Origin of the sequence: Nocardiopsis sp. NPDC050513, from assembly GCF_044457925.1 — a bacterium.
Lineage (GTDB): Bacteria > Actinomycetota > Actinomycetes > Streptosporangiales > Streptosporangiaceae > Nocardiopsis.
Genome location: NZ_JBITHK010000007.1, coordinates 67,617 through 92,076, shown reverse-complemented (window position 1 = coordinate 92,076; position 24,460 = coordinate 67,617). Strand labels below are relative to the sequence as shown.

24 protein-coding genes are annotated in these 24,460 nt (G+C 72.6%); 12 read left to right on the top strand and 12 right to left on the bottom strand.

What is annotated here, in order from left to right:
• Nucleotides 1-3 precede the first annotated feature (3 nt).
• Together ACIBFB_RS14560 and ACIBFB_RS14555 are read left to right on the top strand one after the other, a co-directional pair.
• Nucleotides 4-723: a DsbA family oxidoreductase gene (locus tag ACIBFB_RS14560; RefSeq protein ID WP_397230126.1), complete on the top strand. Its 720-nt coding sequence runs from the start codon at nucleotides 4-6 to the stop codon at nucleotides 721-723.
• Between the two features lie 59 nt (nucleotides 724-782).
• A complete protein-coding gene (locus ACIBFB_RS14555; RefSeq protein WP_397230124.1) occupies nucleotides 783-1,271 on the top strand; it encodes a peptidylprolyl isomerase in 489 nt (162 codons plus the stop codon).
• 138 nt (nucleotides 1,272-1,409) lie between these two features.
• Here ACIBFB_RS14555 and ychF read toward each other — a convergent pair whose 3' ends face one another.
• Entirely contained in the window at nucleotides 1,410-2,495 is a 1,086-nt protein-coding gene (ychF, locus tag ACIBFB_RS14550) for a redox-regulated ATPase YchF (protein WP_397230122.1), read from the bottom strand.
• A 252-nt stretch (nucleotides 2,496-2,747) separates the two neighbouring features.
• Here ychF and ACIBFB_RS14545 point away from each other — a divergent pair, with 252 nt between their 5' ends.
• Entirely contained in the window at nucleotides 2,748-3,722 is a 975-nt protein-coding gene (locus ACIBFB_RS14545; protein WP_397230120.1) for an FkbM family methyltransferase, read from the top strand.
• A 64-nt stretch (nucleotides 3,723-3,786) separates the two neighbouring features.
• Here the strand turns inward: ACIBFB_RS14545 and ACIBFB_RS14540 are convergent, their stop codons facing one another.
• The 3 genes from ACIBFB_RS14540 to ACIBFB_RS14530 all read right to left on the bottom strand — a co-directional run bounded on the left by ACIBFB_RS14540 (nucleotide 3,787) and on the right by ACIBFB_RS14530 (nucleotide 6,989).
• The gene (locus ACIBFB_RS14540; RefSeq protein ID WP_397230118.1) at nucleotides 3,787-4,866 is read right to left on the bottom strand and encodes a 5'/3'-nucleotidase SurE; all 1,080 of its coding nucleotides are present in this window, start codon (nucleotides 4,864-4,866) and stop codon (nucleotides 3,787-3,789) included.
• Between the two features lie 63 nt (nucleotides 4,867-4,929).
• Complete coding sequence (locus ACIBFB_RS14535) at nucleotides 4,930-5,625, bottom strand: alpha/beta fold hydrolase (protein ID WP_397230116.1); 696 nt, start codon at nucleotides 5,623-5,625, stop codon at nucleotides 4,930-4,932.
• A gap of 56 nt (nucleotides 5,626-5,681) precedes the next feature.
• On the bottom strand, nucleotides 5,682-6,989 hold the full coding sequence (locus ACIBFB_RS14530) for an MFS transporter (RefSeq protein WP_397230114.1): 1,308 nt from the start codon (nucleotides 6,987-6,989) through the stop codon (nucleotides 5,682-5,684).
• A 183-nt stretch (nucleotides 6,990-7,172) separates the two neighbouring features.
• Between ACIBFB_RS14530 and ACIBFB_RS14525 the strand changes: the two genes are divergently transcribed.
• The gene (locus tag ACIBFB_RS14525; protein ID WP_397230112.1) at nucleotides 7,173-8,195 is read left to right on the top strand and encodes a LacI family DNA-binding transcriptional regulator; all 1,023 of its coding nucleotides are present in this window, start codon (nucleotides 7,173-7,175) and stop codon (nucleotides 8,193-8,195) included.
• A 254-nt stretch (nucleotides 8,196-8,449) separates the two neighbouring features.
• Here ACIBFB_RS14525 and ACIBFB_RS14520 read toward each other — a convergent pair whose 3' ends face one another.
• Nucleotides 8,450-10,921, bottom strand: coding sequence for a glycoside hydrolase family 3 protein (locus ACIBFB_RS14520; protein ID WP_397230110.1), 2,472 nt, complete (start codon nucleotides 10,919-10,921; stop codon nucleotides 8,450-8,452).
• A 126-nt stretch (nucleotides 10,922-11,047) separates the two neighbouring features.
• On the opposite strand from ACIBFB_RS14520, the gene ACIBFB_RS14515 reads away from it, so the two are divergent.
• From ACIBFB_RS14515 to ACIBFB_RS14505, 3 genes are all read left to right on the top strand, one after another.
• Nucleotides 11,048-11,680, top strand: a complete 633-nt coding sequence (locus ACIBFB_RS14515; protein ID WP_397230108.1) for a TetR/AcrR family transcriptional regulator — start codon at nucleotides 11,048-11,050, stop codon at nucleotides 11,678-11,680.
• 13 nt (nucleotides 11,681-11,693) lie between these two features.
• Entirely contained in the window at nucleotides 11,694-12,920 is a 1,227-nt protein-coding gene (locus tag ACIBFB_RS14510; protein WP_397230106.1) for a DNA recombination protein RmuC, read from the top strand.
• A 289-nt stretch (nucleotides 12,921-13,209) separates the two neighbouring features.
• Entirely contained in the window at nucleotides 13,210-13,746 is a 537-nt protein-coding gene (locus ACIBFB_RS14505; protein ID WP_397230594.1) for a DUF6542 domain-containing protein, read from the top strand.
• A gap of 40 nt (nucleotides 13,747-13,786) precedes the next feature.
• Here the strand turns inward: ACIBFB_RS14505 and ACIBFB_RS14500 are convergent, their stop codons facing one another.
• Both ACIBFB_RS14500 and xseA read right to left on the bottom strand, forming a co-directional pair.
• On the bottom strand, nucleotides 13,787-14,050 hold the full coding sequence (locus ACIBFB_RS14500; protein WP_397230104.1) for an exodeoxyribonuclease VII small subunit: 264 nt from the start codon (nucleotides 14,048-14,050) through the stop codon (nucleotides 13,787-13,789).
• Between the two features lie 2 nt (nucleotides 14,051-14,052).
• Complete coding sequence (gene xseA, locus ACIBFB_RS14495; RefSeq protein ID WP_397230102.1) at nucleotides 14,053-15,303, bottom strand: exodeoxyribonuclease VII large subunit; 1,251 nt, start codon at nucleotides 15,301-15,303, stop codon at nucleotides 14,053-14,055.
• 105 nt (nucleotides 15,304-15,408) lie between these two features.
• On the opposite strand from xseA, the gene ACIBFB_RS14490 reads away from it, so the two are divergent.
• Both ACIBFB_RS14490 and ACIBFB_RS14485 read left to right on the top strand, forming a co-directional pair.
• Entirely contained in the window at nucleotides 15,409-15,879 is a 471-nt protein-coding gene (locus tag ACIBFB_RS14490) for a hypothetical protein (protein WP_397230100.1), read from the top strand.
• Nucleotides 15,876-16,172: a transcriptional regulator gene (locus ACIBFB_RS14485; protein WP_397230098.1), complete on the top strand. Its 297-nt coding sequence runs from the start codon at nucleotides 15,876-15,878 to the stop codon at nucleotides 16,170-16,172. Before ACIBFB_RS14490 ends, ACIBFB_RS14485 begins: the two co-directional genes overlap by 4 nt.
• Nucleotides 16,173-16,229: 57 nt before the next feature.
• Here ACIBFB_RS14485 and ACIBFB_RS14480 read toward each other — a convergent pair whose 3' ends face one another.
• Nucleotides 16,230-16,868 carry a hypothetical protein gene (locus ACIBFB_RS14480; RefSeq protein WP_397230096.1) on the bottom strand — a complete coding sequence of 213 codons (639 nt, stop codon included), beginning with the start codon at nucleotides 16,866-16,868 and terminating at the stop codon, nucleotides 16,230-16,232.
• Nucleotides 16,869-17,180: 312 nt separating this feature from the next.
• Here ACIBFB_RS14480 and ACIBFB_RS14475 point away from each other — a divergent pair, with 312 nt between their 5' ends.
• Nucleotides 17,181-18,152, top strand: a complete 972-nt coding sequence (locus tag ACIBFB_RS14475; RefSeq protein ID WP_397230094.1) for a 4-hydroxy-3-methylbut-2-enyl diphosphate reductase — start codon at nucleotides 17,181-17,183, stop codon at nucleotides 18,150-18,152.
• 85 nt (nucleotides 18,153-18,237) lie between these two features.
• Here the strand turns inward: ACIBFB_RS14475 and ACIBFB_RS14470 are convergent, their stop codons facing one another.
• Both ACIBFB_RS14470 and ACIBFB_RS14465 read right to left on the bottom strand, forming a co-directional pair.
• On the bottom strand, nucleotides 18,238-18,831 hold the full coding sequence (locus ACIBFB_RS14470) for a DUF4245 domain-containing protein (protein WP_397230092.1): 594 nt from the start codon (nucleotides 18,829-18,831) through the stop codon (nucleotides 18,238-18,240).
• 64 nt (nucleotides 18,832-18,895) lie between these two features.
• The gene (locus ACIBFB_RS14465) at nucleotides 18,896-19,501 is read right to left on the bottom strand and encodes a TetR/AcrR family transcriptional regulator (RefSeq protein ID WP_397230592.1); all 606 of its coding nucleotides are present in this window, start codon (nucleotides 19,499-19,501) and stop codon (nucleotides 18,896-18,898) included.
• 165 nt (nucleotides 19,502-19,666) lie between these two features.
• On the opposite strand from ACIBFB_RS14465, the gene glpX reads away from it, so the two are divergent.
• Both glpX and ACIBFB_RS14455 read left to right on the top strand, forming a co-directional pair.
• Nucleotides 19,667-20,689 (top strand): class II fructose-bisphosphatase, encoded by a 1,023-nt coding sequence (glpX, locus tag ACIBFB_RS14460; RefSeq protein ID WP_397230090.1) that lies wholly within the window; start codon nucleotides 19,667-19,669, stop codon nucleotides 20,687-20,689.
• 151 nt (nucleotides 20,690-20,840) lie between these two features.
• Nucleotides 20,841-22,502: a hypothetical protein gene (locus ACIBFB_RS14455; RefSeq protein ID WP_397230088.1), complete on the top strand. Its 1,662-nt coding sequence runs from the start codon at nucleotides 20,841-20,843 to the stop codon at nucleotides 22,500-22,502.
• Between the two features lie 100 nt (nucleotides 22,503-22,602).
• Here ACIBFB_RS14455 and ACIBFB_RS14450 read toward each other — a convergent pair whose 3' ends face one another.
• Both ACIBFB_RS14450 and ACIBFB_RS14445 read right to left on the bottom strand, forming a co-directional pair.
• A complete protein-coding gene (locus tag ACIBFB_RS14450) occupies nucleotides 22,603-23,424 on the bottom strand; it encodes an ABC transporter permease (RefSeq protein ID WP_397230086.1) in 822 nt (273 codons plus the stop codon).
• Entirely contained in the window at nucleotides 23,421-24,347 is a 927-nt protein-coding gene (locus tag ACIBFB_RS14445; protein ID WP_397230590.1) for an ABC transporter ATP-binding protein, read from the bottom strand. Before ACIBFB_RS14445 ends, ACIBFB_RS14450 begins: the two co-directional genes overlap by 4 nt.
• Nucleotides 24,348-24,460 lie beyond the last annotated feature (113 nt).

Sequence of the window (24,460 nt, the reverse complement as noted above, 5' to 3'; positions counted from 1 at the left end):
CACATGCGCGTCGAGATCTGGACCGACATCAACTGCCCCTGGTGCTACGTGGGCAAGGCCCGCTTCGACAAGGCCCTCGACGGTTTCGAGCACCGCGACCGGGTGGAGGTCGTGCACCGCTCCTTCGAGCTGGACCCCTCGCACCCCCGCGACGAGGTCGTTCCCGTGCTGCCGCTGCTCGCGAGGAAGTACGGCATCACCGAGGCACAGGCCGTCCAGGCCGAGCAGCGCATCGCCGGCAACGCCGCCGCCGAGGGCCTGGAGTACCGCACGGAGGGGCGTGACGTCGGCAACAGCTTCGACATGCACCGGCTGCTGCACCTCGCCGCGGAGCACGGCCGCCAGGGCGCGCTGATCGACGTCCTGTACCGGGCCAACTTCGCCGAGGAGCGCTCCGCCTTCGAGGGGGTCGACCGGCTCGTGGAACTGGCGGCCGAGGCCGGGTTGGACGCCGGCGAGGCCCGTTCGGTCCTCGCCGACCCCGACCGCTACGCCGACGAGGTGCGCGCCGACGAGCGGGAGGCCGCCCAGCTCGGCGCCACCGGGGTGCCCTTCTTCGTCCTGGACCGCGCCTACGGCGTCTCCGGGGCCCAGCCCGTCGAGGCGTTCCGTCAGGCGCTGGAACAGGCCTGGGCGCAGCGCACGCCGCTCACCATGGTCGACGGCGCGCAGGACTCCGAGGCGTGCGGTCCCGACGGGTGCGCCCTGCCCGACCGCGGCTGACCGGCGGCGAAGCCGTCGCAGGTGGTCGCCGCCGGGTCGCCCTGTGGCAGGATTGCGCCATGAGCAACGTCTTCTTCGACATCACCATCGACGGGAAGCCCGCGGGCAGGATCGTCTTCACGCTGTACGACGACGTGGTGCCCAAGACCGCGCGGAACTTCCGGGAGCTCGCCACCGGCGAGCACGGCTTCGGCTACGAGGGCTCCTCGTTCCACCGCGTCATCCCGGCGTTCATGCTGCAGGGCGGCGACTTCGACAAGGGCGACGGCACCGGCGGCAGGAGCGTCTACGGAGAGACCTTCGACGACGAGAACTTCGAGCGGAAGCACGACCGGCCCGGCCTTCTTTCCATGGCGAACGCGGGCAAGAACACCAACGGCTCCCAGTTCTTCATCACCACCGTCCCCACCGCCTGGCTGGACGGCAAGCACGTCGTCTTCGGCGAGGTCGTCGAGGGCATGGACCTCGTGAGGGAGATCGAGAAGCTGGGCTCGGCCAGCGGACGGGTCGCCAAGGAGGCCCTCATCGCGAAGTCGGGCACCGTGTAGCGACGCCCGTCGCGGCGCGGGGGTCGGCACGGGCGGCCCGCCGGCCGCCCCCGACAGCGCATGCCGAAGGGGCCGTCTCCGCGGAGGCGGCCCCTTCGGCATGCGTTCTCACCGGATGAGCGCGGCGGTGGCCGTGCGTCAGACGTTGAAGCGGAACTCCACCACGTCGCCGTCTGCCATCACGTAGTCCTTGCCCTCCATGCGGACCCGGCCGGCGGCGCGGGCCGCCTGCATGTCGCCCGCCTCGACCAGGTCGTCGTAGGAGACCACCTCGGCCTTGATGAAGCCGCGCTGGAAGTCGGTGTGGATGACCCCGGCCGCCTCGGGAGCCGTCGCGCCCTTGCGCACGGTCCAGGCACGCGCCTCCTTCGGACCGGCGGTGAGGTAGGTCTGCAGGCCCAGGGTGTCGAAGCCGACCCGGGCCAGCTGTGCCAGGCCCGACTCCTTCTGGCCCATGGACTCCAGGAGCTCCTGCGCCTCGTCCTCGTCCAGTTCGGCCAGCTCCGCCTCGATCTTGGCGTCGAGGAAGATCGCCTCGGCCGGGGCGACGATCTCCTGGAGCTTCGCGCGCAGGGCCTCGTTGGTCAGCTCGTCGCTGTCGAGGTTGAACACGTAGATGAACGGCTTGACGGTGAGCAGGCTGAGCTCGCGCAGCCGGTGCGTGTCCAGGCCCTCGGCCGCGTAGAGGGAGGTGCCGCCGTCGAGGACCTCGCGGGCGGCCAGCGCCGTCCGCAGCAGCTCCTGGGCGTCCTTGTCCTTGGCGTTGCGCTTGGCGTCCTTCTCCAACCGCGGGATCGCCTTCTCCAGGGTCTGGAGGTCGGCGAGGATCAGCTCGGTGTTGATGGTCTCGATGTCGCGCGAAGGCTCGATGTCGCCGTCGACGTGGGTGACGTCGGGGTCGTCGAAGACCCGGATCACCTGGCAGATGGCGTCGCTCTCGCGGATGTTGGCGAGGAACTTGTTGCCCAGGCCCTCACCGGTCGAGGCGCCGCGCACGATGCCCGCGATGTCGACGAAGTCCACCGTCGCCGGGAGGACCTTCGCCGAACCGAAGATCCCGGCCAGGGCGGCGAGCCGGGAATCGGGCACGCCCACGACCCCGACATTGGGCTCGATGGTCGCGAACGGGTAGTTCGCGGCCAGAGCTTCGTTCTTGGTCAGCGCGTTGAAGAGGGTGGACTTGCCGACGTTGGGCAGGCCGACGATCCCGATAGACAGACTCACAAGGTCAGAGTCTATGCGGACCGACGGGTGGGCCGATCCGTCGCGCTCCGGGGGCGGGGCCAATCACCCAAACGCACTGCGCAGGGACCACCACGCACAGTAAGTTCGGAGCAGTCGCCGGAGTCCTGGGGCGGAGGGGGCACACGGGGGCGCCGTAGACGGGCGTCGCCCCGGTGTCGCGGGACGCCGAGCGGTCCGCTCCCCCATCCCGCGCCACGACCCCGTTCCCGGGGGAGACAGGGGGAGACAACTGTGGTCACCGACCAGCTACGCGCGCTCGTACGCCGCTATCCCATGGTGCGCTTCGCCACGCGCCAGATCCGCGTCCACCTCCCCAGACGGTGGGGCGGGCTCGACCCCGCCAGGGTGCCTCCGTGGAACCGGGACCTGACCGTCGTCCTGCCCCGGCTGGACACCGGCACGCCCTCCACCGGGCCGGACAGTATCGCGCTGCGCCTGCCCGGAGACCTGACCGTCCCCCGGCGCCTGGCCGCGTCCGGCTTCACCCGGCACGAGCCCGACAGCCTCGCCTGCTTCCTGGCGATGCTCGACCACACCCCGCCCGGCGCGGTCCTGGACGTGGGCTCCGGGGTGGGCGTGTACTCGATCCTGGCCAGCGCTCGCACGGAGCGCCCCGTCTTCGCCTTCGAGCCCACCCCGGAGATCGCCTCGGCCGCACGCGTGGTGTCCCGGAGCGCCGACCTGGGCTTCACGGTGGTGGAACTGGCGCTGAGCAACCACAACGGCACCGCCCACCTGCGCCGGGCCCGGCACAACGAGATGTGCAACACGATCGTCCACACCTCGCGCGCCGACCTCGCGCACATCCCGGTCTCCGTGGTGACCCTGTGCCGGTGGAACGAGGAGGCGTCGGTCCGGCCGTCGGTGCTCAAGGTGGACACGGCGGGCACGGAACCGGACGTGGTGGCGGGCGGGCTGGAGGTCCTCCGGCGCCACCGGCCCTGGATGCTGGTGAAGGTGCGTCCGGACCGGGGGCTCGAGGAGCGGCTCATGGCGCTGCTCGACCCGCTGGGGTACACGTGGTACCCGGTGAGCGGCCCGCCGCCCTACGAGCCGCGCCCGGAGATCGCCGGGCGGGCGTCGCCCGCGTGGGAGCGGATGTGGATGTTCACTCCGTCCCCGGCCACGGAGGCGTTCTGGTCTTCGGTCAGGGCGTGGCGGCGCGCCCTGGAGGAGTGTTCGCCCGCGGCACGGCGGGAGTGCTGAGCGGCGGAGGGGACGGCGGGCGGTGTACGGGCCCGCCTGGAGCGGCGGGCCCGCGGCGGACCCGTCAGGAGGAGCCGAGGGAGTCCACCAGGGCGGCCAGGCGCTCCACCTCGGCCGGGTCCTCGCCGGAGGCGTAGGTCCGATCGGCGGTCAGCGCGCTGACCGAGACCGCGCCCTCCACGAGGAGCGCCGTGCTGTCTGCGTTCTCCTTCGTCTCGGGCAGGCAGTCCGGGGTGTCCGGCCCGCAGACGGTCACGCCGAGCTCGTAGGAGTCCTCGCCGGTGTACTCGGGGAGCAGGACGGTTCCGGTGCCCGCCTCGGTCCACCGGACGTCGGCGGCGGGCTCCCCGTCCGGGGAGTGCGGGTGGTTGACGTTGAGCAGGTACGCACTGGTGAGCAGGTCCGCGCCGTGCAGCCTGGCGATGAGGTCGGTGGCGAAGGCCGCCGCGGCGGTGTAGGTCTCGGGGGCGACGGTCAGGTCGTCGTCGATCGACGCGCTCACCGCGACGGACGGAACCCCCGCGAGCTGGCCCGCGAGCGCGGCCCCGACCGTGCCGGAGTGGGGGATCTGGGTGGCCACGTTGGGGCCGGAGTTGGCGCCGGACACCACCAGATCGGGTGCGTCGTCCCACCCGACCAACTCGGGCAGGCCGTGGCGGAGCGCGAAGTTCACCGCGTCGACGGGGGTGGCGCTGGGCGAGCCGTCCTCGCACGGTCCGTCCTCGACGCAGACTCCGTAGACCGCCCCCTGCCCGGAGGCGTCGGCGCAGTCGTCGGCGTACTCGTCCGGGAGGCCGGGGTGCCCGCCCAGACCGAACGACCCGCTGTGGGAGACGGCGCTGCTCATGCTCGACTGGTAGTCCCAGGGCGCGAAGACCACGACGTCCGCGCCCGCCGCGCAGAGCGCCGACCGCAGCTCGTACAGGCCCAGGCCGTCGGAGCCGTCCTCCTCCGCCGCGCGCATGGAGTCGTCGTTGCCCAGGAGGACCCGGACGCCGTCGAGGGAGGCGGGGGCGAACTCCTCCTGCCCGCCGGCGTCGGTGGCCTGGTCGGAGGAAACGCCGGGGGCGGTGCACGCGGCGAGGAGGGGGAGCGCCGCCAGGGCGGCGGTGCGGCGGATCGCGCGGTGGCTACGGGATGACATCGAGCGGCCTTCCGTGTCGGGGGATGGGTGCGCTGTGCGTTCGGCGGTCCTCCCGCGCCGCGGCTAGAGCCAGCCGTCCAGGGACGCGAGGAAGGCCGGGTAGTCGTCCCGGTGGATGCAGTGGCCCGCGCCCTCCACCGTCCGGACGGTGAACCCGCGCCCGGCCAGCAGGCGGGCGCCGTCCTCGCCCACGGTGAAGCTCGGGTCGGCCAACTGGACCAGGGAGGGCACCACGGCCTCCTTCGGCATCCGGTCCTCCGCGGACGCCTCGGTGACGACGTCGAAGAAGTCGGGGTCGAAGGCGGCGAACCCGACGAGTTCGGCCTCGACGTCGGCGTCGCTCCACCGCGGGTTCATGGCCCGCACGCTCTCCGCCGTGGCCTCGGAGACCATGCGGCGCATGGCGCCGAGAGCCGCCGCCGACGCGCCGCTGAACTGGAACGCCGGGTCGGAGTAGACCGCGCGGGCCGGACGCAGGTGACCGACGGCCAGGGAGAGGGCCAGACCGCCCATGGAGTGGCCGACGGCGAGGTCGGCGCCGGTCGGAAGGGTGTCGACCAGGTCCTGGCCGAGCGCCGCGACGGAGTACGCGCCGCGCGGGCTCCTGCCGTGGCCGCGCAGGTCGACGCCGATCACGCGGTAGCCGCGGTCGAGCAGGTCGGCTTCGAGGGCGTGCCAGGTGCCGTGGTCGGACATGGCGCCGTGGACGAGCAGGGCGGTCCGGTCACCGTCGCCGGTCACGTGGGTCGCGAGTCGCATGGTCTCTCCTGTACGGGTGGTCGGGGACGCGTTCGGGGTGGTCGGGCGCCAGGGGGTCAGCGCACCTGGCGGACGAAGACGATGGCGAGCGCGCCCAGGAGGCCGACGGCCGAGCCGACCAGGAACAGCGAACCGTAGCCGCCCAGGTGGAGGATGATCGCCGAGGCGATGAACGGAGCGATGATCTGCGGCCCAGCGGCGGCGATGTTGAGGACGCCCATGTCCCGGGCCGCGTCGGCGTCGCTCGGCAGGACGAGGGTGGCCAGCGCGGTGTCCACGGCCATGAAGCACCCGAACGCGCTGCCGTTGACGGCGGCGAAGACGAGCATGCCGGTCCAGGTCGGCGAGAGGAAGGGGATGAGCATCGCCAGCGCGGAGACGACGCCGGAGACCAGCGCGAAGAGCTTGCGTCGGTCGAGGCGGTCGGAGAGCGGGCCGCCGACGGCCGTGGTGAGGATGGTGCCCGCGGCGCTCACGAGGGTGAGCACGGTGACGGCGGCGGCGGGTGCGAGCCCCTCGGGCAGCACGATGAAGTAGTCGAGGATGTAGAGCTGGAAGCCGAAGATGAGGAAGTAGCCGAGGAAGAGCAGCGCCCGACCGGCGAAGACGAGGGCGAAGTCGCGGTGGGACAGCGCGGACAGGAAGCGGCCCAGGGCGGCGACGGGGTTGCCGCCCGCGGTGGTGCCGCGCTCGGGCAGTTCGTCGCCGCGAGGGTCGTGGGTGGTCGAGGTGAGCAGGACCGCCGCCGCGACCACGAGGGCGCCGAGCACGATGTAGCCGAGGGCGAGCCGGGCGGTGAAGAGGGCGGCGAGGCCGGTGCCCAGGACGCCCGCCACGGAGACGGCGATCCCCATGGCGGCGGCAGCGGTGCCGCGCCGGGCGTGGGGGACGCGGTCGGGGATGATCGCGGTGAGTGCCGCGTGGTGCAGGTTCATGGCGCCTTGGGCCAGGCACCAGCCGATCGCGATCATCAGGAGTGAGTCGGCGTAGCCCAGGGCGAACACCAGGACGAACGCGGCCGCGGCGCCGCCGAGGAGCCAGGGGTTGCGGCGCCCCCAGCGGGTGCGGGTGCGGTCGGAGAGCGCGCCGCCGATCGGGTTGAACACGGTGCCGAAGACCGCGGCGATGCCGGCGACCTGTCCCAGGTTGGCGACGGCGGCCTGCTCGTCGCCGGGTGTGAGGGCCTGGACCTGCAGGGGGAGCAGGACCGCGCCGACGCCGAGGTAGAAGGCGTAGACGGCGAGGTTGCCCACTCCCATGAGCGGGATGAGACGGCCGAGGCCACGCCGTCCGGTGGGTGGGGTGGGGGCTGGGGTGGGGGCGGAGCCCCGCGCGTCCGGCCTGGGGGAAGCGTGCTCGGACATGTCGTGTCTCCCTGGCGTGAACCTTTGTGACGAAGAAATGCCTGTTCAGGCTCTGGTTATGCGTTTAAGCTAGGTTACGCGTTTAACCTTGTCAATAGATACGACATCGACAGTTCACACAGGCCGGTCCCGTCCGGGACGTCCACCGGGCTCCGGCCCCGACAGGCAGGGCAAGATAGGTCCATGACTTCCATCCGCCCCCGACCCGCGACCATCACCGACATCGCCAAACGCGCGGGCGTGTCGACCGCGACCGTGTCGTACGTCCTCAACGACACCCCGGGGGCGCGCATCCCGGAGGCGACGCGGTCCCGCGTGCGGTCCGTCGCCGACGAGCTGGGCTACGTCCCGCACGCCAGCGCCCGGTCGCTGCGCACCGGCAGCAGCGACCTCGTGCTGTACGTGCAGATGGACGTCGTGCAGGGACCGCTGGCCTCGCGGTTCCTGCACGACCTGTCGCACGGGTTGCGCGCACTGGGATACACGCTCATGCAGTACGGGGCGGAGCGGAGCCGGGGGGTCAAGGCCGCACGGACCTGGGCGGGCATGCGTCCGTCCGCCGTCATCGCCGGGGACGACCGGCTCACCCCGGCGGGGATCGAGCTGCTCCGCAAGGCGGACATCCAGGTGATCGCGGTGGGCACGTCGACCGGGCGCGCCAAGGAGTTGGGCGTGTCGACGCTGACCATGGACCACCACCGGCTGGGTGAGATCGCCGGACGCCACCTGGTCGAACGGGGCTGCCTCGACATCGCCGCGGTCGTGCCCCGGCAGGACGTGCTGCGCCAGATGGGCGAGCGGCGCCTGGAGGGCGTGCGGTCCGGGGCCGGGGCGACCGTGGAGTCCGGGGCGGGGGCCGCCGTACGGCGCCACGACATGGACTGGACGCCCGAGAGCGCGGCCGAGCTCGTCCGGACGTGGGTCGGGGAGGGGCTGCCCGACGGGGTGTTCGGCTACGACGACGAGTTCAGCGGGTTGCTGCTCGGCGCCCTGTCGGACGCGGGTGTGCGGGTCCCCGAGCAGGTCGCGCTGGTGGGCGCGGACGACGTGATGCTCTGCCAGATGCTGCGGCCGCGGCTGACGAGCGTGCGCGTGGAGTCGGAGGACCCCCAGGCCACGGCCCGGCGGATCGTCGACGCGGTCCGGGACCGCGCTGAGGTCCACCTGTCCCCGTGGACGCCGGTCCTGGTGCGCCGGGAGACATAGGGCGGGGAGCCCGCGGGCGGGGCGGGCGGCTCGACGGGCACGCCGCATGGCGGGGACGGGTGAGACCCCCCTTGTATGACAGAGGACCACGGCGGAGCCCCGGTCCGCCAGTCCTGTCCCGGCGCCTGTGGACGACGCGGCCCGGGCGCGGGCACGGCGGCGGACCGCTCGGGCGACCCGGCACGGGCCCCGCCCGACCGGGCGCGCGTCGGCACGCTGCGGCCGGGCGGGGCCCGGTCAACGGACGGGCGCGGTCACCGCAGCTCGACCGGGACGGACAGGCGCGTGTCCTGGTACGAGCGCCCGACCAGCAACGCGTAGGTCCCCGTCGCGTACTCCCACTCGTCGGCGTCGGCCGCCCACGTGCGGATCGCGTCGCGCGGCACCGTGACCACGGCCTCGACGGTCTCTCCCGCCGCCGCGCGCACGGACGCGAACCCGGCCAGCACGCGCGCGGGCCGGTCCCCGGGCTCGCGCGGCGCCAGGTAGACCTGCACGACCTCGTCGCCGTCGCGCTCGCCGACGTTGGTCACCCGCACCCGCACACCGGCCAGGTCGTCCCCCTCCGCGCCGGGACCGGCCAGCTCGACGTCCACGGAGTCGTAGCGCCACTCGGTGTAGGAAAGCCCGTGCCCGAAGCAGAACGCCGGGGCGGTCCCGACGCGCTCCCAGGCCCGGTAACCCACGAACACCCCCTCGGCGTAGTCCAGCACGCCGTCGGTGGGCGCCACCCCCAGCACCGGCACGTCCCGCGCGGCGACCGGCCACGTCGTGGGCAGGCGCCCGGACGGGTCCCGCTCGCCGAGCAGCACGTCCGCGAGCGCTCCACCGACCTCCTGGCCGCCGAACCAGGTCAGCAGGATCGCCGACACGTCCTCCCGCCAGGGCATCTCCACGGGCGAACCCGCGTTGACCACGACCACGGTGCGCTCGTTGACCTGCGCGACCCGCGCGACCAGTTCGTCCTGGCGCCCGGGCAGCCGCAGGTCGGAGCGGTCGAAGCCCTCGGACTCCACCTCCGCGGTCGTGGCCACCAGGACGACGGCGACGTCGGCGTCCCGAGCCGCCTCGACCGCCTCAGCGATCAGCTCGTCGTCACCGGCCATCGGCCCCCGGTGGGCGAGGGTGAAGCCGATGAAGGCGAAGTCGCCCATCCCCAGGTCCTGGTGGGTCTTGACGACGCTGACCCGGACCTCCTCGCCCGCGGTCAGCCCGACGGGGACGTTGGTCGTGGGCGGGTCGAACATCGCCGCGGCCGGGTCGTCGCCCTCGAAGTGCAGCTCACCGTCGAAGACGACCTCGCCGCCGACCGTGAGGACGTAGCGCCCCGCGCCCGAGATGCCGAAGACGTGCTCGCCGGTCGCCTCCGGTGTGAGGGCCCCGCTCACCTCGACCCGGTCCAGCTCGGCGTTGGCCACGCCGTCGGGCAGCTCGCCGATCCAACGGGCGGTGCCGTCGGGCAGCGACTCGGTGGCCAGCACCCGGCCGTCGGCGGCCAGGAACGCGGCCGTCATCGGCGCGGCCACCGCGGGCAGACTCACGCGCGGATCGGCGCCCACCGCGTAGGTCAGCTCCACCCCCTCGGGCAGGGCGGCACGCAGCCCCTCCAGCGGAGTGACCGTGCGCTCGGCGAACACGCTGGCGCTGCCGCCTCCGCTGGTGCGGGCCTCGGAGGCGGCCAGTCCGATCAGCGCGACCCGCCCCGTCCCGGAGGGGTCGACGGGCAGGGCCCCGCGCTCGTTGCGCAGCAGCACGAAGGACCGGGTGGCGATCTCACGGGCGACGGCACGTCCGTCCAGGACGGACGGCCGGTCGGCCGGGGCGACGACGGGCTCGGCGCCCTCCAGCAGGCCCACACGGGCGGCGAGCAGCAGGACACGCCGGGCGAGCGCGTCCACCGCCTTCTCCGGAACGCGACCGTCGCGGACGGCGTCGACGAGGTGCTGCCCGTACACCGTGTTGGGGCCGGGCATGGCCACGTCGAGCCCCGCCAGGCAGTCGCGGACGGTGTCTCGGGCGGCGGTCCAGTCCGAGACGATGAACCCGTCGAAGCCCCACTCGTCGCGCAGCACGGTGTTGAGGTCGAGGTGCTCGGTCATCGTCGTGCCGTTGACCTTGTTGTACGCGGCCATCACGCCCCAGGGCCGCGCGCGGGTGACGATGCGTTCGAAGGGCGCCAGGTAGATCTCGCGCAGCGTCCGCTCCTCGGCGCGGACGTCCACGGTGAAGCGGTCGGTCTCGGAGTCGTTGGCGACGAAGTGCTTGACGGTGGTGCCGACTCCGCCGTCCTGGACGCCCAGGACGTAGGCGGCTCCGATCTCCCCGGTGAGGTAGGGGTCCTCGGAGAACGTCTCGAAGTGCCGTCCGCCGAGCGGGGAGCGGTGCATGTTGACGGCGGGGGCGAGCAGGACGTGGACGCCCTTGCGCCGGGCCTCCTGGGCGAGCAGGCGCCCGGCGGTGCGCACGAGGTCGCGGTCCCAGGTGGCGGCGATGGCGGTGGGGCTGGGCAGCTGGACGGAGGGGTCGTCGGGGGTCCAGCGCTCGCCGCGCACGCCCACGGGCCCGTCGGACATGACGAGGCGGCCGAGGCCGATGGCGGGGTTGGCGGCGACGGCCCACATGGAGTCGCCGGAGAGCAGGCGGACCTTGGCTTCGAGGTCGAGGGCGGCGAGGGCGGCGTCGACCCGCCGCTCGCGGGCCAGGTCGGCGTCGGTCGGTGCGTTCATGTCTCTCCCACGGGTGCGTCGGGGGACACGGAAGGAATTTACCTACCGGTCATTCAGCAAAACACTGACCTCAGGTTAAACGCTTAAGCTGAACGTGTGAAGCCCCCCACGGGTAGCCTGGCCCCGATGACCGAGCCCGATCCCACTCCTCCGTCGGCGCCCGGTCCCGCCCGCCGGGGCCGCGGCCGCCCGCCCGCGACCGGACGCCGGGACGAGATCCTCGACGCCGCGCTGGCCGAGTTCGCCGAGTCCGGCGTGCAGGGCACCTCGCTCGCCGCCGTCGGGCGCCGGGTCGGGCTGAGCCAGCAGGGCGTACTGCACCACTTCCCCAGCAGGGAGGCCCTCCTCATCGCGGCGCTCGCCCGGCGCGACGAGGTCGACGTCCGTGAACTCGACGGCCTCGACGAGACCTCCGCCGTCGTCGAGCTGGCCGAACGCAACGCCCGCCGCCCCGAGGTGGTCCGCCTGCACAGCCTGCTCACCGCCGAGGGCCTGACCGGCGACCACCCCGCCTCCGACTACGTCCGCGACCGCTACGCTCGCGTCCGGGAGCAGCTCGCGCGCACCCTGCGCGGCGAACACGGGGACCGGCTGCCGAGCGGCGCCACCCCCGACCAGGCCGCGGCCCTTCTCACCGCCGCCATGGACGGCATCCAGCTCCAGTGGCTCTACGACCCGGATTCGGTGGACATGCCGGTCTTGGTGGGACTCCTCACCGATGTCCTGCGTGGCGCGCCCCCGGAATCCGACCGCTCCTGACACCATGGGCGGCATGGACGCCCTCGTTCTCGTTCTCGTGCTCCTCGTCGGTCTGGCCATCGGGATCGCGGTCGGTTGGGCCCTGGCCCGAGGCCGCTCGGCCGAGGACCGCGCGAACGCCCGCGCGGCCGAGGAGCGCGCCGCCTACGTCGAGGAACAGCTGGCCGACCGGTTCCGCGCGCTGTCGGCACAGGCGCTGGACCAGACCAACCAGCGCTTCCTCGAACTGGCCGAGGGCCGGTTGCGCGCGGTCAGCGCCGAGGCCGGGGGAGACCTCGACGCGAGGCGCCGCGCGGTGGAGCGCATGGTCGAACCCCTGACCGCCACGCTCAACCGGGTGGAGACGCAGCTGCGCGAGGCGGACGCGGGGCGGGCCGCCGCCCACGCCGAACTCGCCAAGCAGGTCGAGCTGGTGCGCGAGGGCTCCGAGCGCCTGCGGGACCAGACACGGGCGCTGGTGACCGCGCTGCGGCGGCCGGAGGCGCGCGGGCGGTGGGGCGAGCTGCAACTGCGCCGGGTGGCGGAGCTGGCCGGGATGGCCGCGCACTGCGACTTCGACGAACAGGCGAGCACGGGCGACGGCGCTCTCCGACCGGACATGGTGGTGCGCCTCGCGGGCGGAAAGAACGTCGTCGTGGACGCCAAGGTCCCGCTGGCCGCCTACCTGGACGCGGTCGAGGCCGAGGACGAGGCGGTCTCGGCCGAGCGGATGCGCGCCCACGCCAGGCAACTGCGCACGCATGTCGGCCAGTTGGCGGCGAAGTCGTACTGGGCGGCCTTCGCTCCGGCTCCGGAGTTCGTCGTGCTGTTCGTCCCGGGGGAGGCGTTCCTGGCGCCCGCCCTGGAGCGCGACCCCGGGTTGCTGGAGCACGCGATGGCCCGACGGGTGCACATCGCCACCCCGACGACGCTGATCTCCCTGCTGCGCACCGCGCAGTACGCGTGGCAGCAGGAGGCGCTGAGCGAGAACGCGCGGGAGGTGTTCGAGCTGGGCAAGCTGCTGCACGGCCGCCTCAGCACGCTGGGCGGGCACGTGGAGGGCCTGGGCCGGGCGCTGGGGCGGACGGTGAGCGCGTACAACCAGACGGTCGGCTCCCTGGAGAGCCGGGTCCTGGTGACCGCCCGCCGGTTCAACGAACTCGGGTTGGCCGACGGCGAGCTGGAACGGCCCTCGGGTGTGGAGGAGCACCCGCGTGCCGTGGCCGCGCCCGAACTGTCCGCACCTGAAATGGTTGAATAAGGAATGTCCGCCATCGGGTCAGTCACTGTCCGCGACAAAATTCGGTACGGGGTTAACGCGAAGCAGGGACAGTCCCAAATGGATCCAGAAGGTACCGTTCACGCTGTGTGGTACCGGATCCAGGCGGAACCATCACGCCCCAACCCGGTGTCCAACGGGTGGAAGACGTGTTCGTCGCGGATGGGGCAACCAGCCGAAATGGCGACACGATCCAAGGAAAAGTCACCGAAGACTCACGTGAAGTGACACACTGAACACCGTGAGTAACACACTTGGGAGGCGCACGGTCATGCCCCCGCGGAAGGCGGATGGTCCGAGGCCCGGACACGCACCGCACTCCGTACGGCCCCGCGGCCGCGGACGGGACGTCCCTCGCGCCACGAAGTCCAACCGTACGGATCCACCACCCTCGGCGCCCGCGGGGCGGCCGCCCCGCCTGACCGGCCGGGGCGGGGTGCTGCTGATCTGCGTCCTCAGCTTCGCCGGGACGATGATCGCGCACTGGACGTCCGCTCCAGCGGCCCCGGGCCTGGCCTTCACCACCGCGTGTCTGGTCACCGCGTCACTGGTCCGTCCGAGCGACCTGCTGTCGCTGTCGGTCAGCCCGCCCATCGCCTACTTCGTCGCCGTGGCCGCCGCCGAGAGCCTGATCGCGCTGGGCAACGAGGGCTTCGCCCGCGTGCTGACGCTGGGGCTGGCCTCGCGCCTGGCCGAGGTGGCGCCGTGGCTGTTCCTGGGCACGGCGCTGGTACTGGTGATCGGGGTGTTCCGGGGGCTGCCCGGCAACATCCGCGAGCTGAGCGACGACGTCAACGGTCGGCGGTAGGGCCGCCCGACGGAGCGTCCGCCCAGGGGCGGGCCGACTCCTAGAAGGGGGCGTCGCCGTTCTCGGAGGCGTCGCCCTGGCGTTCGTCCATGGCGGCGGCCAGCTTGGCGCGAGCCCCCTCCAGCCACTGCTCGCACACGCGCGCCAGCTCCTCGCCGCGCTCCCACAGCGCGAGGGAGTCCTTGAGGCTCAGACCGCCGGACTCCAGCCGGCGGACGACGTTGTTCAGCTCCTCCCGGCTCTCCTCGTAGCTGAGCTCGGGCTCGGTGTTCGCCTCGTCCTGGTCCTCGACCCGCTCCGCCATGCCTACTCCCCCTCCGTGGTGTGCTCGGTGTCTTCGGTTCGCCCGGTGTGGATCGCGTCCACGGTCGCCGTCAGGCTGTCCTCGGCGAACCGCACGCGCAGGGCCTCCCCCACGCCCGGCTCGGCCGCGGACCGGACCACCGACCCGTCCTCGCGCTGCACGATGGCGTAACCCCGCGCCAGGGTGGTGGCCGGGGACAGGGCGTGCAGGCGCGCCCGTGTGTGCGCGAGTCCCTCCTCCGCCCGGTCCAGGGAGACGGTCAGGCTCCGACGGGCGCGGTCGCGCAGTTCCAGGACCTGTTCGGTGAGGCGGTCGATCTCGCGGACGGGGCTGGCCAGCGCCGGGCGCGAACGGACGCCCCGCAGCCAGGCCAGTTCGCGCTCCACGCCGCCACGGATGACCCGGCGGCCCCGGTCGCGCAGCTGCCGGACGATCTCCAGCTGCTCCCCCACGTCGGGGACGGTCCGCTTGGCGGCGTCGGTGGGCGTGGAGGCGCGCAGGTCGGCGACGTGGTCGAGCAGCGGGGCGTCCTGCTCGTGCCCGATCGCGCTCACCACCGGCGTCCCGGCGGCGGCCACCGCCCGGACCAGCGCCTCGTCGGAGAACGGCAGCAGGTCCTCCAGGGATCCGCCGCCGCGCGCGATGACGATGACGTCGACGTCCGGGTGCGAGTCCAGGTCCTTGAGCGCCTCCATGACCTCGCGGACGGCCCGGTCGCCCTGCACGGCGACGGGACGGACCTCGAAGCGCACCGCGGGCCAGCGGCGGCGGCCGTTCTCCAGCACGTCCCTCTCGGCCGCCGAGTCACGGCCGCAGATGAGGCCGACCGTGTTGGGCAGGAACGGGAGCGGGCGCTTGCGTTCGGCGTCGAACAGGCCCTCGGCGGTCAGGGTGCGGCGCAGCTGTTCGAGCCGGGCGAGGAGCTCGCCGAGACCGACGTGGCGGATCTCCAGCGCGCGCAGCGAGAAGGTGCCGCGCACCTCGTAGAAGTCGGGCTTGGCGTGGACGACCACGCGCGCCCCCGCCTCGGGCGGCGGGCTCTGCGCGTCCAGGACCGAGGTCTGGCACACGACGCGCACGGACACGTTGGCGACGGGGTCGCGCAGCGTCATGTACGCCATGCGGCCACGCCGGTTGAGCTCGGCGATCTGGCCCTCGACCCAGATCCGGCCCAGGCGGTTGATCCAGTTGCCGACGGCGCTCAGCACGACGCGTACCGGCTGCGGCGCCTCGGCGGAACTCTCCATCCCCATACCGATCGACCCTACGGGAGGCCGCCGACAACCTCGCACCACGCGGCGCGCGGCGGGACGGATCCTCAGTTGACGACATGGAAAGTCAGCGGCTAAGTTTCCACCATGGAAACTGACCCCGTGACCCCCCGCCCCACCCCCGAGGAGGCCGCCGCCGCGCTCCGCGAGGTGGAGGCCGTCCAGGAGACCACCCGCGCCGTGAGGGTGCCCGCCTGGTACTACCCCGTGCTGGGGCTGCTGGTCGCCCCCTACGGACTGCTGTTCGTCATCCCCCGCACCGGCGTGTGGCTCGCCGTGTACGTGCTCGGTCTGGCCGCCTTCATGGCCGCGACCGTCGTGCTGATGCGCGCGGGTGTGAACCAGATGGGGGTCCTCCGGTGGTTGAGCCCCACCGAACTGCGGCCCGTCGCGATCTGGTCCGTGTTCCCGGTCCTCGGCGGGATCGGGCTGTACCTCGCCTACGGCACCCCGTGGGCCTGGGTCGCCGCGTCCGTCGGTCTGGGCGTCGCCATCGCCCTGTTCGGGCCGTACCACCGGCGCACGAGCCCCTACTACCAGGAGGGCGGGCACCGTTGAGCGCCGAGTCGGACGGCGGCTTCAACGCGACGGTCCACGCGCCCCAGCGGCTGCGGATCTGCGCGATGCTCGACGCGGCCGACCGGGTCGAGTTCGCCACCGTCCAGGCGCGGCTGGGCGTGAGCGCGTCGGTCCTCAGCAAGCACGTGAGCGTCCTGATGGACCACGGTTACCTGGACCAGAGCCGGGCCACGCGGGATCGCCGACAGCGTGTGTGGCTCTCCCTGACCCGGGAGGGCCGGGCCGCCTACCGCGCGCACGTCGCCGCGCTGCGCGCGATCACGGGCGCCTGAGCGCACCCCCGGCGGGGCCGTCCGAACGAAGGGGCGGCCCCGCCGCGACGGGGGCGGTCACTCGGCGGACTCCAGCTTGGCGATGCGGTTGTCGTACATCTTGATGAACTCGGAGCGCCCCTGGTGCGCGACCTCGTAGGCGCGCAGGTCGCGGACCTGGACGATGGTGAGCTTGCGCAGGCGGGCGCGGATCGAGGGCAGCGTGAGGTCGTCGTAGGTGGGAACGGCGAGCTCGTCGGCGCTGGGGGCGGCCTCCTTGCGGACCCGCTCGAGGACCTCGTCGCTGGCGACCTCGGTGTGGGCCTCGGCGACCGCGATCTCCTCGGCGATCTCCGCGCTCTTCTCCTGGAGGTCGGCCGTGGCTGGGGCGGGGGGCTCGGGCGAGGCCTCCTCGACGGAGGCGGGAGCGTCGTCGGCCGCCTCCGGCACGGTGGCCGTCCCGACCGGGGCGGACTCTTCGGGCACGGAGTCCTCGGCCTTCTCCGAGGCGTCGGTCGTCGCGGACTCCTCGGTCTCCTGGGCGGCGGGCTTCTCCTCGGCGGCGGAGGCCTCGGGCTTCTCCTCGGCGGCCGGGGCCGGCTCGGCGCTCCGGGACTCGGGCCCCTTCGCGGGAGCGGTGGCGGGCACGGCCTCCTTGCGCCCGAAGATCCCCTTGACCAGGGTCAGCAGCTTCGTGGCGACGGTCGGATTCGACATAGGACGGGGGCTCCTGATGCTTTCGGCGGGTGGGCGAGCGGCGCGCGTCCAGCAAACCAGCAAGGCCGTGTTGGGGGCGAACCGCCGATCGGATGCGATGGTGAACCAGGATAGAGGAGGGAGGATCACCATGAGCAGGGGATAAGTGAACGATTTCGCCACGTCGCGGGAGAACCGGCGACGTTTCGCCATCCCGGCCGCTCCCGCCCGGCCCGCGCGCGGCCCCGAACGGACCGTTCCCGGGAAAGGCCATGTCAGTGCCCTCACCCACATCCGCCCCGGGAACCGCTCAGGACACCTAGGATGGGGGGCATGACTGCGACGACCACTGCGACGAACCAACGCCGTGTCCTGCTCGCCAACCCCCGCGGATACTGCGCCGGTGTCGACCGCGCGGTCATCACCGTCGAGAAGGCCCTGGAGCAGTACGGCGCACCGATCTACGTGCGCAAGCAGATCGTGCACAACACCCACGTGGTGCGCACCCTGGAGGAGCGCGGCGCGATCTTCGTCGAGGAGACCGAGGAGGTGCCCGAGGGCGCCATCGTCGTCTTCTCCGCGCACGGCGTGTCCCCCGCCGTCCACGAGCAGGCCGAGCGGCGCAAGCTCAAGACCATCGACGCCACCTGCCCGCTCGTGACCAAGGTCCACAAGGAGGCCAAGCGCTTCGCGGCCGAGGACCGGGACATCATCCTCATCGGCCACATCGGCCACGAGGAGGTCGAGGGCACCAGCGGTGAGGCCCCCGAGCACATCCAGATCGTGGAGAGCCCGGACGAGGTGGACAAGGTCCAGGTCCGGGACCCGAACAACGTCTCCTGGCTGTCACAGACCACGCTGTCGGTCGACGAGACCACCCAGACCGTGAACGCGCTCCGCGACCGGTTCCCCAATCTGCTCGACCCGCCCAGCGACGACATCTGCTACGCCACGTCCAACCGCCAGGACGCGGTCAAGGCGATGGCCCCCGAGTGCGAACTCGTCATCGTGGTCGGCTCCGACAACTCGTCGAACTCGGTCCGCCTGGTCGAGGTCGCCCTCGACGCCGGCGCCGACGCCGCCCACCTCATCGACAACGCCTCGCTCATGGACGACGCGTGGCTGGAGGGCGTGACCACGGTCGGCGTCACCAGCGGCGCCTCCGTGCCGGACATCCTGGTCCGCGAACTGCTCGACCAGCTGTCCGCGCGCGGCTACGGCTCGGTCACCCCGGTGACCACGGCCGACGAGACTCTGACCTTCTCGCTGCCCAAGGAACTGCGCCGCGACCTGCGCGCCGAGTAGTCGCACGTCGGACGGCCCCCGCCACTCGGCTGGGGCCGTCGTCGTGTCCGGGCGGTGGAAGGCGCGGACAGCCGGAACGCGCCGCTCAGGCGTCCTGCGGTTCCTCGGACGCGTCGCCGCCGCCGGCGGGCCCGCCCTCCGTGTCGTCCGCACCGGTCGCGTCGGTCTCCAGCCCCTCGGCCAGCTGGGCGAGTTCGTCGACGTCCGCGCTGCCCGCGACGACCAGGGTGACGTCCTCCTCGTACAGGACGAGCGCGCCCCAGTCCTCGGACTCGTAGTGGCCCCACTCGCGTCCGCCCACCGCGACCGTGCCGACCTCCTCCGCGTCGCGGACCTGCTCGGCCACGAATCCGCCCGGATCGGCGTCGCTCTGGACGAACCTGGCGTGGCTGTCCGCCGCCGTGGCGTAGCCGACGCTCCACTCCACGGGACCGCTCGTGTCGAGGGTCGAGCTGGTGGGCGTCCACCCCTGGGCCGGAAGGTCCTCGGACGGAACGGTCACCGGGTAGTCGGCCGCCTCGCGCAGGACGTCGACGTCGGGACGGTAGTCCACGGTCGGGATGCGCTCGCCGGAGCGGGTGGAGACCACGAACGCCATCACCAGGAGGATGCCGACGACGATCCCCAGGGAGATGGCGTAGTTGACGAAGGTCGCGTTGGACCGGCTGTACTCACTCATGACGCACCCCAGCTTGCCGCAGGTCCCGGACCCGTCTGACCCGGGGTCGGCTTGGCCGCCGCCGTCACTCCCGGCGCCCGGGCTCCAGCTTGGTGAGCAGGCGCGTGATGTCGTCGGCGAGAGCACGCGCGTCCGCGTCGTCGCGGCGCACGACCTCGGCCACGGCCAGCAGCATCGCTCCGCTCACCACGATCAGCAGCGCCTCGTCCACCGGCTCGTCGGCCTTGCGGAACAGCGCCACGTTGCGGTCGGTCCACTGGGTGAGCCGCGCGCGCAGCTGGTAGTCGAATCCGGGCGGGCCGTCGCCGCTGAAGAACAGCCGTGCCGTGTCCCGCTCCTCGATGCATCCCAGCAGGTAGGCGCGGGCGGCGATGTTCATCAGCCGTGTGGGGTCGCTCTCACCGGCGGCGCGGGCGTCCACCACGGCCCGGTGGGTGCGCTCCTGCTGCCGCTGCTGGAACTCCTCGTACAGGGCCAGGTACAGGTCGGCCTTGCCCGTGAAGTGGTGGTACAGGCTGCCGACACTGGCGCCCGCCACCGAGACGACCTCGCTCACGCCCGCCTTCGCGAAACCCACGGTGTTGAAGACCTGGGCCGCCGCCCCGAGCAGAGCACTACGGGTGGCCGCGCCACGTGGGGACACCCGCGCGGGCTTGTCCGTCTTGTCCACTGTCATGCCCTCACTCCAGTCCGCGTGCCGCCAGACTAGACGGTACCGGGCGGGCCGCGGGCGCCGTCATCTGGTGCGGCGCACCCACAGCAGCCGGGGATCACGTCGGGTGACTACCCTAGGTGCCGAAGCCCCACCCCGATCCCTGACGGAAGGTGTCACCCCATGTCGCAGGCCAGCGGCTCGCCCGAGTCCCCCGCCGCCCCCGACCGCAACCTCGCGCTCGAGCTCGTCCGCGTCACCGAGACCGCCGCGCTGGCCGCGGCCCGCTGGGTCGGCAAGGGCGACAAGATCGGCGCGGACGGCGCCGCCGTGCGCGGCATGCGGCACATGATCAGCACCGTCTCGATGAACGGCACCGTGGTCATCGGCGAGGGCGAGAAGGACGACGCCCCCATGCTCTTCAACGGCGAGCGCGTCGGCGACGGCGGCGGCCAGGAGTGGGACGTGGCGGTCGACCCGATCGACGGCACCACGCTCACCGCGATGGGCATGCCCAACGCGATCGCCGTGATCGCGGTGAGTCCGCGGCACACCATGTTCGACCCCTCCGCGGTCTTCTACATGGAGAAGCTCGCCACCGGCCCGGAGTCCGCCGAGGTCGTCGACATCGCCGCTCCGGTGGGTGACAACATCCGCGCGGTCGCCCGCGCCAAGGGGAAGTCGCCGCAGGACGTCACGGTGGTCATCCTGGACCGTCCCCGCCACAAGCAGATCGTCCAGGACGTGCGGGACGCGGGCGCGCGCATCAAGTTCATCCGCGACGGCGACGTCGCGGGCGCGATCATGGCCGCCCGCGCCGGAACCGGTGTGGATCTGCTGCTCGGCATCGGCGGCACGCCGGAGGGCATCATCGCCGCCTGCGCGATGAAGTGCCTGGGCGGTGTCATCCAGGGCCGCCTGTGGCCCAAGGACGAGCCGGAGCGCCAGAAGGCGATCGCCGCCGGCCACGACCTGGACCGCGTGCTGTACACCGACGACCTCGTCTCCTCCGACGACGTGTTCTTCGCGGCGACGGGCATCACCGACGGCGAGCTGGTCGGCGGGGTGCGCTACGAGTCCTCCCGGGTCATCACGGACTCGCTCGTCATGCGCGGCCGCAGTGGTACCGTCCGCCAGGTGCTCAGCGAGCACCGGCTGAGCAAGCTGTCGGCCTACAGCGGCGTGGACCTCACGTCCGCCCCGTGACCGTCCCCCACCCGCACGGGACCGGTCGGGCCACGCGTCGCATCCGTCACACCAAGAACACGAGCACGTCGGGAACGTCACGGAGCCCGCGCGCATCAGATTTCGTGTACCCCGTGTGACCGCACACCGAGTTCCCCTCATCGGAGGTTCGATGTCCTACCCCGATCCCCCGCAGCAGCCCCCGTGGCAGCCGCCCCAGCCCGGACAGCCGATGCCGGGCTTCGGGCCGCCCCAGGGCGGCGTGCCCGGTCAGCCGCCGTACCCCGGCGGCGGTGCGCCCGGCGGTCCGCCGCCGACCGGTCCGCCCTCCGGGCCGTTCGCGGGCGGACCGTACCCCGGTGGACCGGTCCCGCCCTCGGGCGGGGGGCGCAACCGGTGGCTGATCCCCTCGGCCGTCGGGGTGGCGGTCGTGGTGATGGCGAGCACGGTGTGGGCCACGGTGGCGCTGGTCGACTTCGGCGGCCCCAAGCCCGAGTCCGTCCTGCCCGCGAGCGCGGCGGCCTTCGCCAAGCTCGACCTGTCCATCGACGGCGCCCAGGCGATCGAGCTGCTCCAGTTCGTCGAACGGCTCCCGGACGAGGTCACCGAGGAGATGGGCGAGCCCGACGGCGACATGACGGAAACGCTCGCGGAGGGCTTCACCGAGGTCTTCCCGGACGCCCGCCAGAGCGAGGTCGAGGAGTGGATCGGCCAGGGTGTGGGGGCCGCCGTCTGGCCGACGGACTCGTCGAACGTCGACGGGGACATGGGCGGCGCGGTGGCGCTGGCGGTGACCGACGAGCGGCTGGCCGAGGAGACCTTCGTCGGCATCGAGGAGGACGACCTGGCCTACGAGGTGGTGGACGGCTTCGTCGTCTTCTCCGACTCCGACGCGATGCTGGACGACCTCCAGGACCAGATGGAGGAGTTCGGCCCGCTGGAGCGCGACGACGTGTTCTCCGCGGACATGGCCGGTCTCCCCTCCGGGAGCCTGGCCGCGGTGTGGGCGGACGGCGCGGCGCTCATGGAGCTGGACGAGTTCGCGAGCGACGAGTACGGCCTCGTCGAGGCCGAGCAGGTCAGCGGCCGGGTGACCGCGTCCGTGCGCGTGGACGGCGACTACCTCGAGGCGCGGATGGACGCCTTCGACTTCGAGGTGGGCGAGTCCGACCTGTCCTGGCTCGCGGAGGCGCCCGGGGCGAGCGTGGAGGCGATGGGCACCCTGCCCGAGAACACGGTCGTCGCCGTGGGCGCCAGCGGGCTCGGCGACGCGCTGACCCAGGCCTGGGAGAACGACCAGCTGCCGATGAGCCGGGGCGAGCGCACGGAGATCGAGCGCGAGTTCAACTCCTTCGGCCTCCCGCTCCCCGCCAGCCTCTCCGGCCTGCTGGGCGGCTCGACCGCGTTCGGGATCACCAGCATCGACCCGAACAGCTTCTTCACCCCCTCCTACGGCGGCAGCGGCGGCGGCGAGGAGATCAGCTTCCAGTACCGCGCGGTCGGCGGCGACGAGCAGGCGCTCAGCGACCTCATCGCGGGGACGTTCGAGGGAACGTACTCGACCCCGCCGAACGTGAGCAGCGAGGGCGACGCCGTCGTGGTCTCGCAGGGCACCAGCGACACGGGGCAGCTGGCGGACGACCCGGTGTTCCAGCAGACCATGCAGGACATGGACGACGCCGTCATCGCCGGGTTCTTCGACCTGCGCCAGGTGCTGCCCGAGGGGGACGTCGCCGACCCCGACCAGTGGGGCGCGGTGGGGTTCGGCATGAGCGTCACCGACGAGGGGCGCCGGGGCAGCGTCGAGTTGCGCTGGTCGCCCAGCGCGGCGTAGCCCGCAGGCCGGACACGCGTTGCGCGCGGCGCGGGAGGGACCGCCTCCCGCGCCGTTCCCGTGTCCGGCGCCGGTTCGCTGCCCGGAAGGGGCGACGGCCTCAGCTGACGACGCGGCGGCGCATCTGTCTGACCGCCAGGAACCAGATGACCACGATGAACGCCAGCACCACGGCGACGTGTCCGAGCACGGCCCGTGCCTCGAGGCCGCCGAACACCGCGCCCCGGATCAGCTCGACCGCGTGGTAGAGCGGATTCGCCATGGCCCCCGCCTGCACCCACCCCGGCAACTCGGTCAGCGGGAAGAACGTGCCCGCCATGAGGAACAGCGGCGTGAACAGTCCGCTGAACACGTAGTCCATGGACCGCACCGACCTGATCACCGCCGAGATCCAGATCCCGAACAGCGAGAAGGCGAAGCCGACGACGAACGAGATGACCGGCACGAACACCACCCAGGGCCCCGGTCTCAGACCGAACCCGACCGCCACCAGCAGCGGCACGCAACCGTAGGCCGCCGAGCGCAGGGCCAGCCACAGGGCCTCTCCGGTGACCACCTCGCGCACGTCCACGGGGGCCGCGAGGATCCCCTCGTAGGTGTGCTGGAACCGGCGTTTGATGAAGGTGTTGATGACGGCGGGCATCATCGACTGGAACATGATCGACACGGCCACGATGCCGGTGCCGAGGAAGTCGATGTAGCTGTATCCGGCGAGCGTCCCGACGAGGGCGCCCATGCCGAAGCCGAAGGCGAGCAGGTACAGCGTGGGTTCCACCACGGCGGCGAAGGTGGTCGACCGCCAGGACTCCCGGTAGAGGATCCACTCGCGGGCGACGACGCCCAGCACCGCGTCCAGCTCGAACCGTCCGGGCCGCGCGTGCGCCTCCGGGCGCGCGTCCTCACGGGTCTGTTCCAGCGTCATTCGAAACTCTCTCCGGTCAGGGCGACGAACACGTCCTCCAGATTGCTCGCCCGGCGCAGGGGTTCGCCGAGCCGGTCACGCAGCGGGTCGGGCAGCTCCTCGGCGCGCAGCACGGACAGGGTGGTTCCGGTGCGGCGGGTGGTGAAGCCCTGGTCGTGGAGGAGGCGTTCGAGCCCGCCCACGCCCTCCGCGCCCGGCACGTACTCCTCCACGGTGGCGCCCGCGTACTTGGCGACGAGGTCGGCCGGGCTCCCGCGCTCGACGATCCTGCCCCGGGCCATGAGCGCGACCTCGTCGGAGAGGCGCTCGGCCTCCTCGATGTAGTGCGTGGACATCAGGACGGTGACCCCCTCGTCCCGCAGGGCGGAGATGACGCTCCACAGGTCCTGGCGCACCTGGGGGTCGAGCCCGACGGTGGGCTCGTCCATGAGGACCAGCTCCGGTCGGTGCAGCAGCGCGCGGACGATGAGGAGGCGGCGGCGCATCCCGCCGGACAGGCTGTCCACCCGGGTGCCGCCCCGGCCGTCGAGCTGGGCCAGCCGCATGGCGCGGGCGACGGCCTCGGCGCGGCGGCGGCGCGGGACGCGGTACAGGTAGGTGAACATCAGCAGATTCTGCTCGACGGTGAGTTCCTCGTCGAGGTTGTCGTGCTGGGGCACGACGCCCATGCGGGCGCGGGCCCACTTGGACTCGGTCGGGATCTCGTGGCCGAGGATGCGGATCTCGCCCTCGTCGGCCAGGCTCTGCGCGGTGAGCATCCGCATGGTGGTCGACTTCCCCGCCCCGTTGGGCCCCAGGAGCCCGAGGACGACGCCCTGGGGGACCTCCAGGTCCAGTCCGTCGACGGCGGTGAGGGATCCGAAGCGTTTGACGACCCCGCGCAGGAGCAGTGCGGGCACGGCCGGGGCGTCCCGGCCGCTCATGGCGGCGCTTCCAGGTGCCCGACGGCCGGGGAGTGATGTGCTCATGAGCCAACCGTAGGCATCGGACAGCGCGGATATCCAGCGCTTTTCCCCGCCTGTGGACAACGCTGGCC

What these genes read in the sequence shown, in the direction of transcription:
- ACIBFB_RS14560 (WP_397230126.1), top strand. Translation starts at nt 4, where the DNA reads ATGCGCGTCGAGATCTGGACCGACATCAACTGCCCCTGGTGCTACGTG.
- ACIBFB_RS14555 (WP_397230124.1), top strand. Translation starts at nt 783, where the DNA reads ATGAGCAACGTCTTCTTCGACATCACCATCGACGGGAAGCCCGCGGGC.
- ACIBFB_RS14540 (WP_397230118.1), bottom strand. Translation starts at nt 4,866, where the DNA reads ATGTCATCCCGTAGCCACCGCGCGATCCGCCGCACCGCCGCCCTGGCG.
- ACIBFB_RS14535 (WP_397230116.1), bottom strand. Translation starts at nt 5,625, where the DNA reads ATGCGACTCGCGACCCACGTGACCGGCGACGGTGACCGGACCGCCCTG.
- ACIBFB_RS14530 (WP_397230114.1), bottom strand. Translation starts at nt 6,989, where the DNA reads ATGTCCGAGCACGCTTCCCCCAGGCCGGACGCGCGGGGCTCCGCCCCC.
- ACIBFB_RS14525 (WP_397230112.1), top strand. Translation starts at nt 7,173, where the DNA reads ATGACTTCCATCCGCCCCCGACCCGCGACCATCACCGACATCGCCAAA.
- ACIBFB_RS14520 (WP_397230110.1), bottom strand. Translation starts at nt 10,921, where the DNA reads ATGAACGCACCGACCGACGCCGACCTGGCCCGCGAGCGGCGGGTCGAC.
- ACIBFB_RS14515 (WP_397230108.1), top strand. Translation starts at nt 11,048, where the DNA reads ATGACCGAGCCCGATCCCACTCCTCCGTCGGCGCCCGGTCCCGCCCGC.
- ACIBFB_RS14510 (WP_397230106.1), top strand. Translation starts at nt 11,694, where the DNA reads ATGGACGCCCTCGTTCTCGTTCTCGTGCTCCTCGTCGGTCTGGCCATC.
- ACIBFB_RS14505 (WP_397230594.1), top strand. Translation starts at nt 13,210, where the DNA reads ATGCCCCCGCGGAAGGCGGATGGTCCGAGGCCCGGACACGCACCGCAC.
- ACIBFB_RS14500 (WP_397230104.1), bottom strand. Translation starts at nt 14,050, where the DNA reads ATGGCGGAGCGGGTCGAGGACCAGGACGAGGCGAACACCGAGCCCGAG.
- xseA (WP_397230102.1), bottom strand. Translation starts at nt 15,303, where the DNA reads ATGGGGATGGAGAGTTCCGCCGAGGCGCCGCAGCCGGTACGCGTCGTG.
- ACIBFB_RS14490 (WP_397230100.1), top strand. Translation starts at nt 15,409, where the DNA reads ATGGAAACTGACCCCGTGACCCCCCGCCCCACCCCCGAGGAGGCCGCC.
- ACIBFB_RS14480 (WP_397230096.1), bottom strand. Translation starts at nt 16,868, where the DNA reads ATGTCGAATCCGACCGTCGCCACGAAGCTGCTGACCCTGGTCAAGGGG.
- ACIBFB_RS14475 (WP_397230094.1), top strand. Translation starts at nt 17,181, where the DNA reads ATGACTGCGACGACCACTGCGACGAACCAACGCCGTGTCCTGCTCGCC.
- ACIBFB_RS14470 (WP_397230092.1), bottom strand. Translation starts at nt 18,831, where the DNA reads ATGAGTGAGTACAGCCGGTCCAACGCGACCTTCGTCAACTACGCCATC.
- glpX (WP_397230090.1), top strand. Translation starts at nt 19,667, where the DNA reads ATGTCGCAGGCCAGCGGCTCGCCCGAGTCCCCCGCCGCCCCCGACCGC.
- ACIBFB_RS14455 (WP_397230088.1), top strand. Translation starts at nt 20,841, where the DNA reads ATGTCCTACCCCGATCCCCCGCAGCAGCCCCCGTGGCAGCCGCCCCAG.
- ACIBFB_RS14450 (WP_397230086.1), bottom strand. Translation starts at nt 23,424, where the DNA reads ATGACGCTGGAACAGACCCGTGAGGACGCGCGCCCGGAGGCGCACGCG.
- ACIBFB_RS14445 (WP_397230590.1), bottom strand. Translation starts at nt 24,347, where the DNA reads ATGAGCGGCCGGGACGCCCCGGCCGTGCCCGCACTGCTCCTGCGCGGG.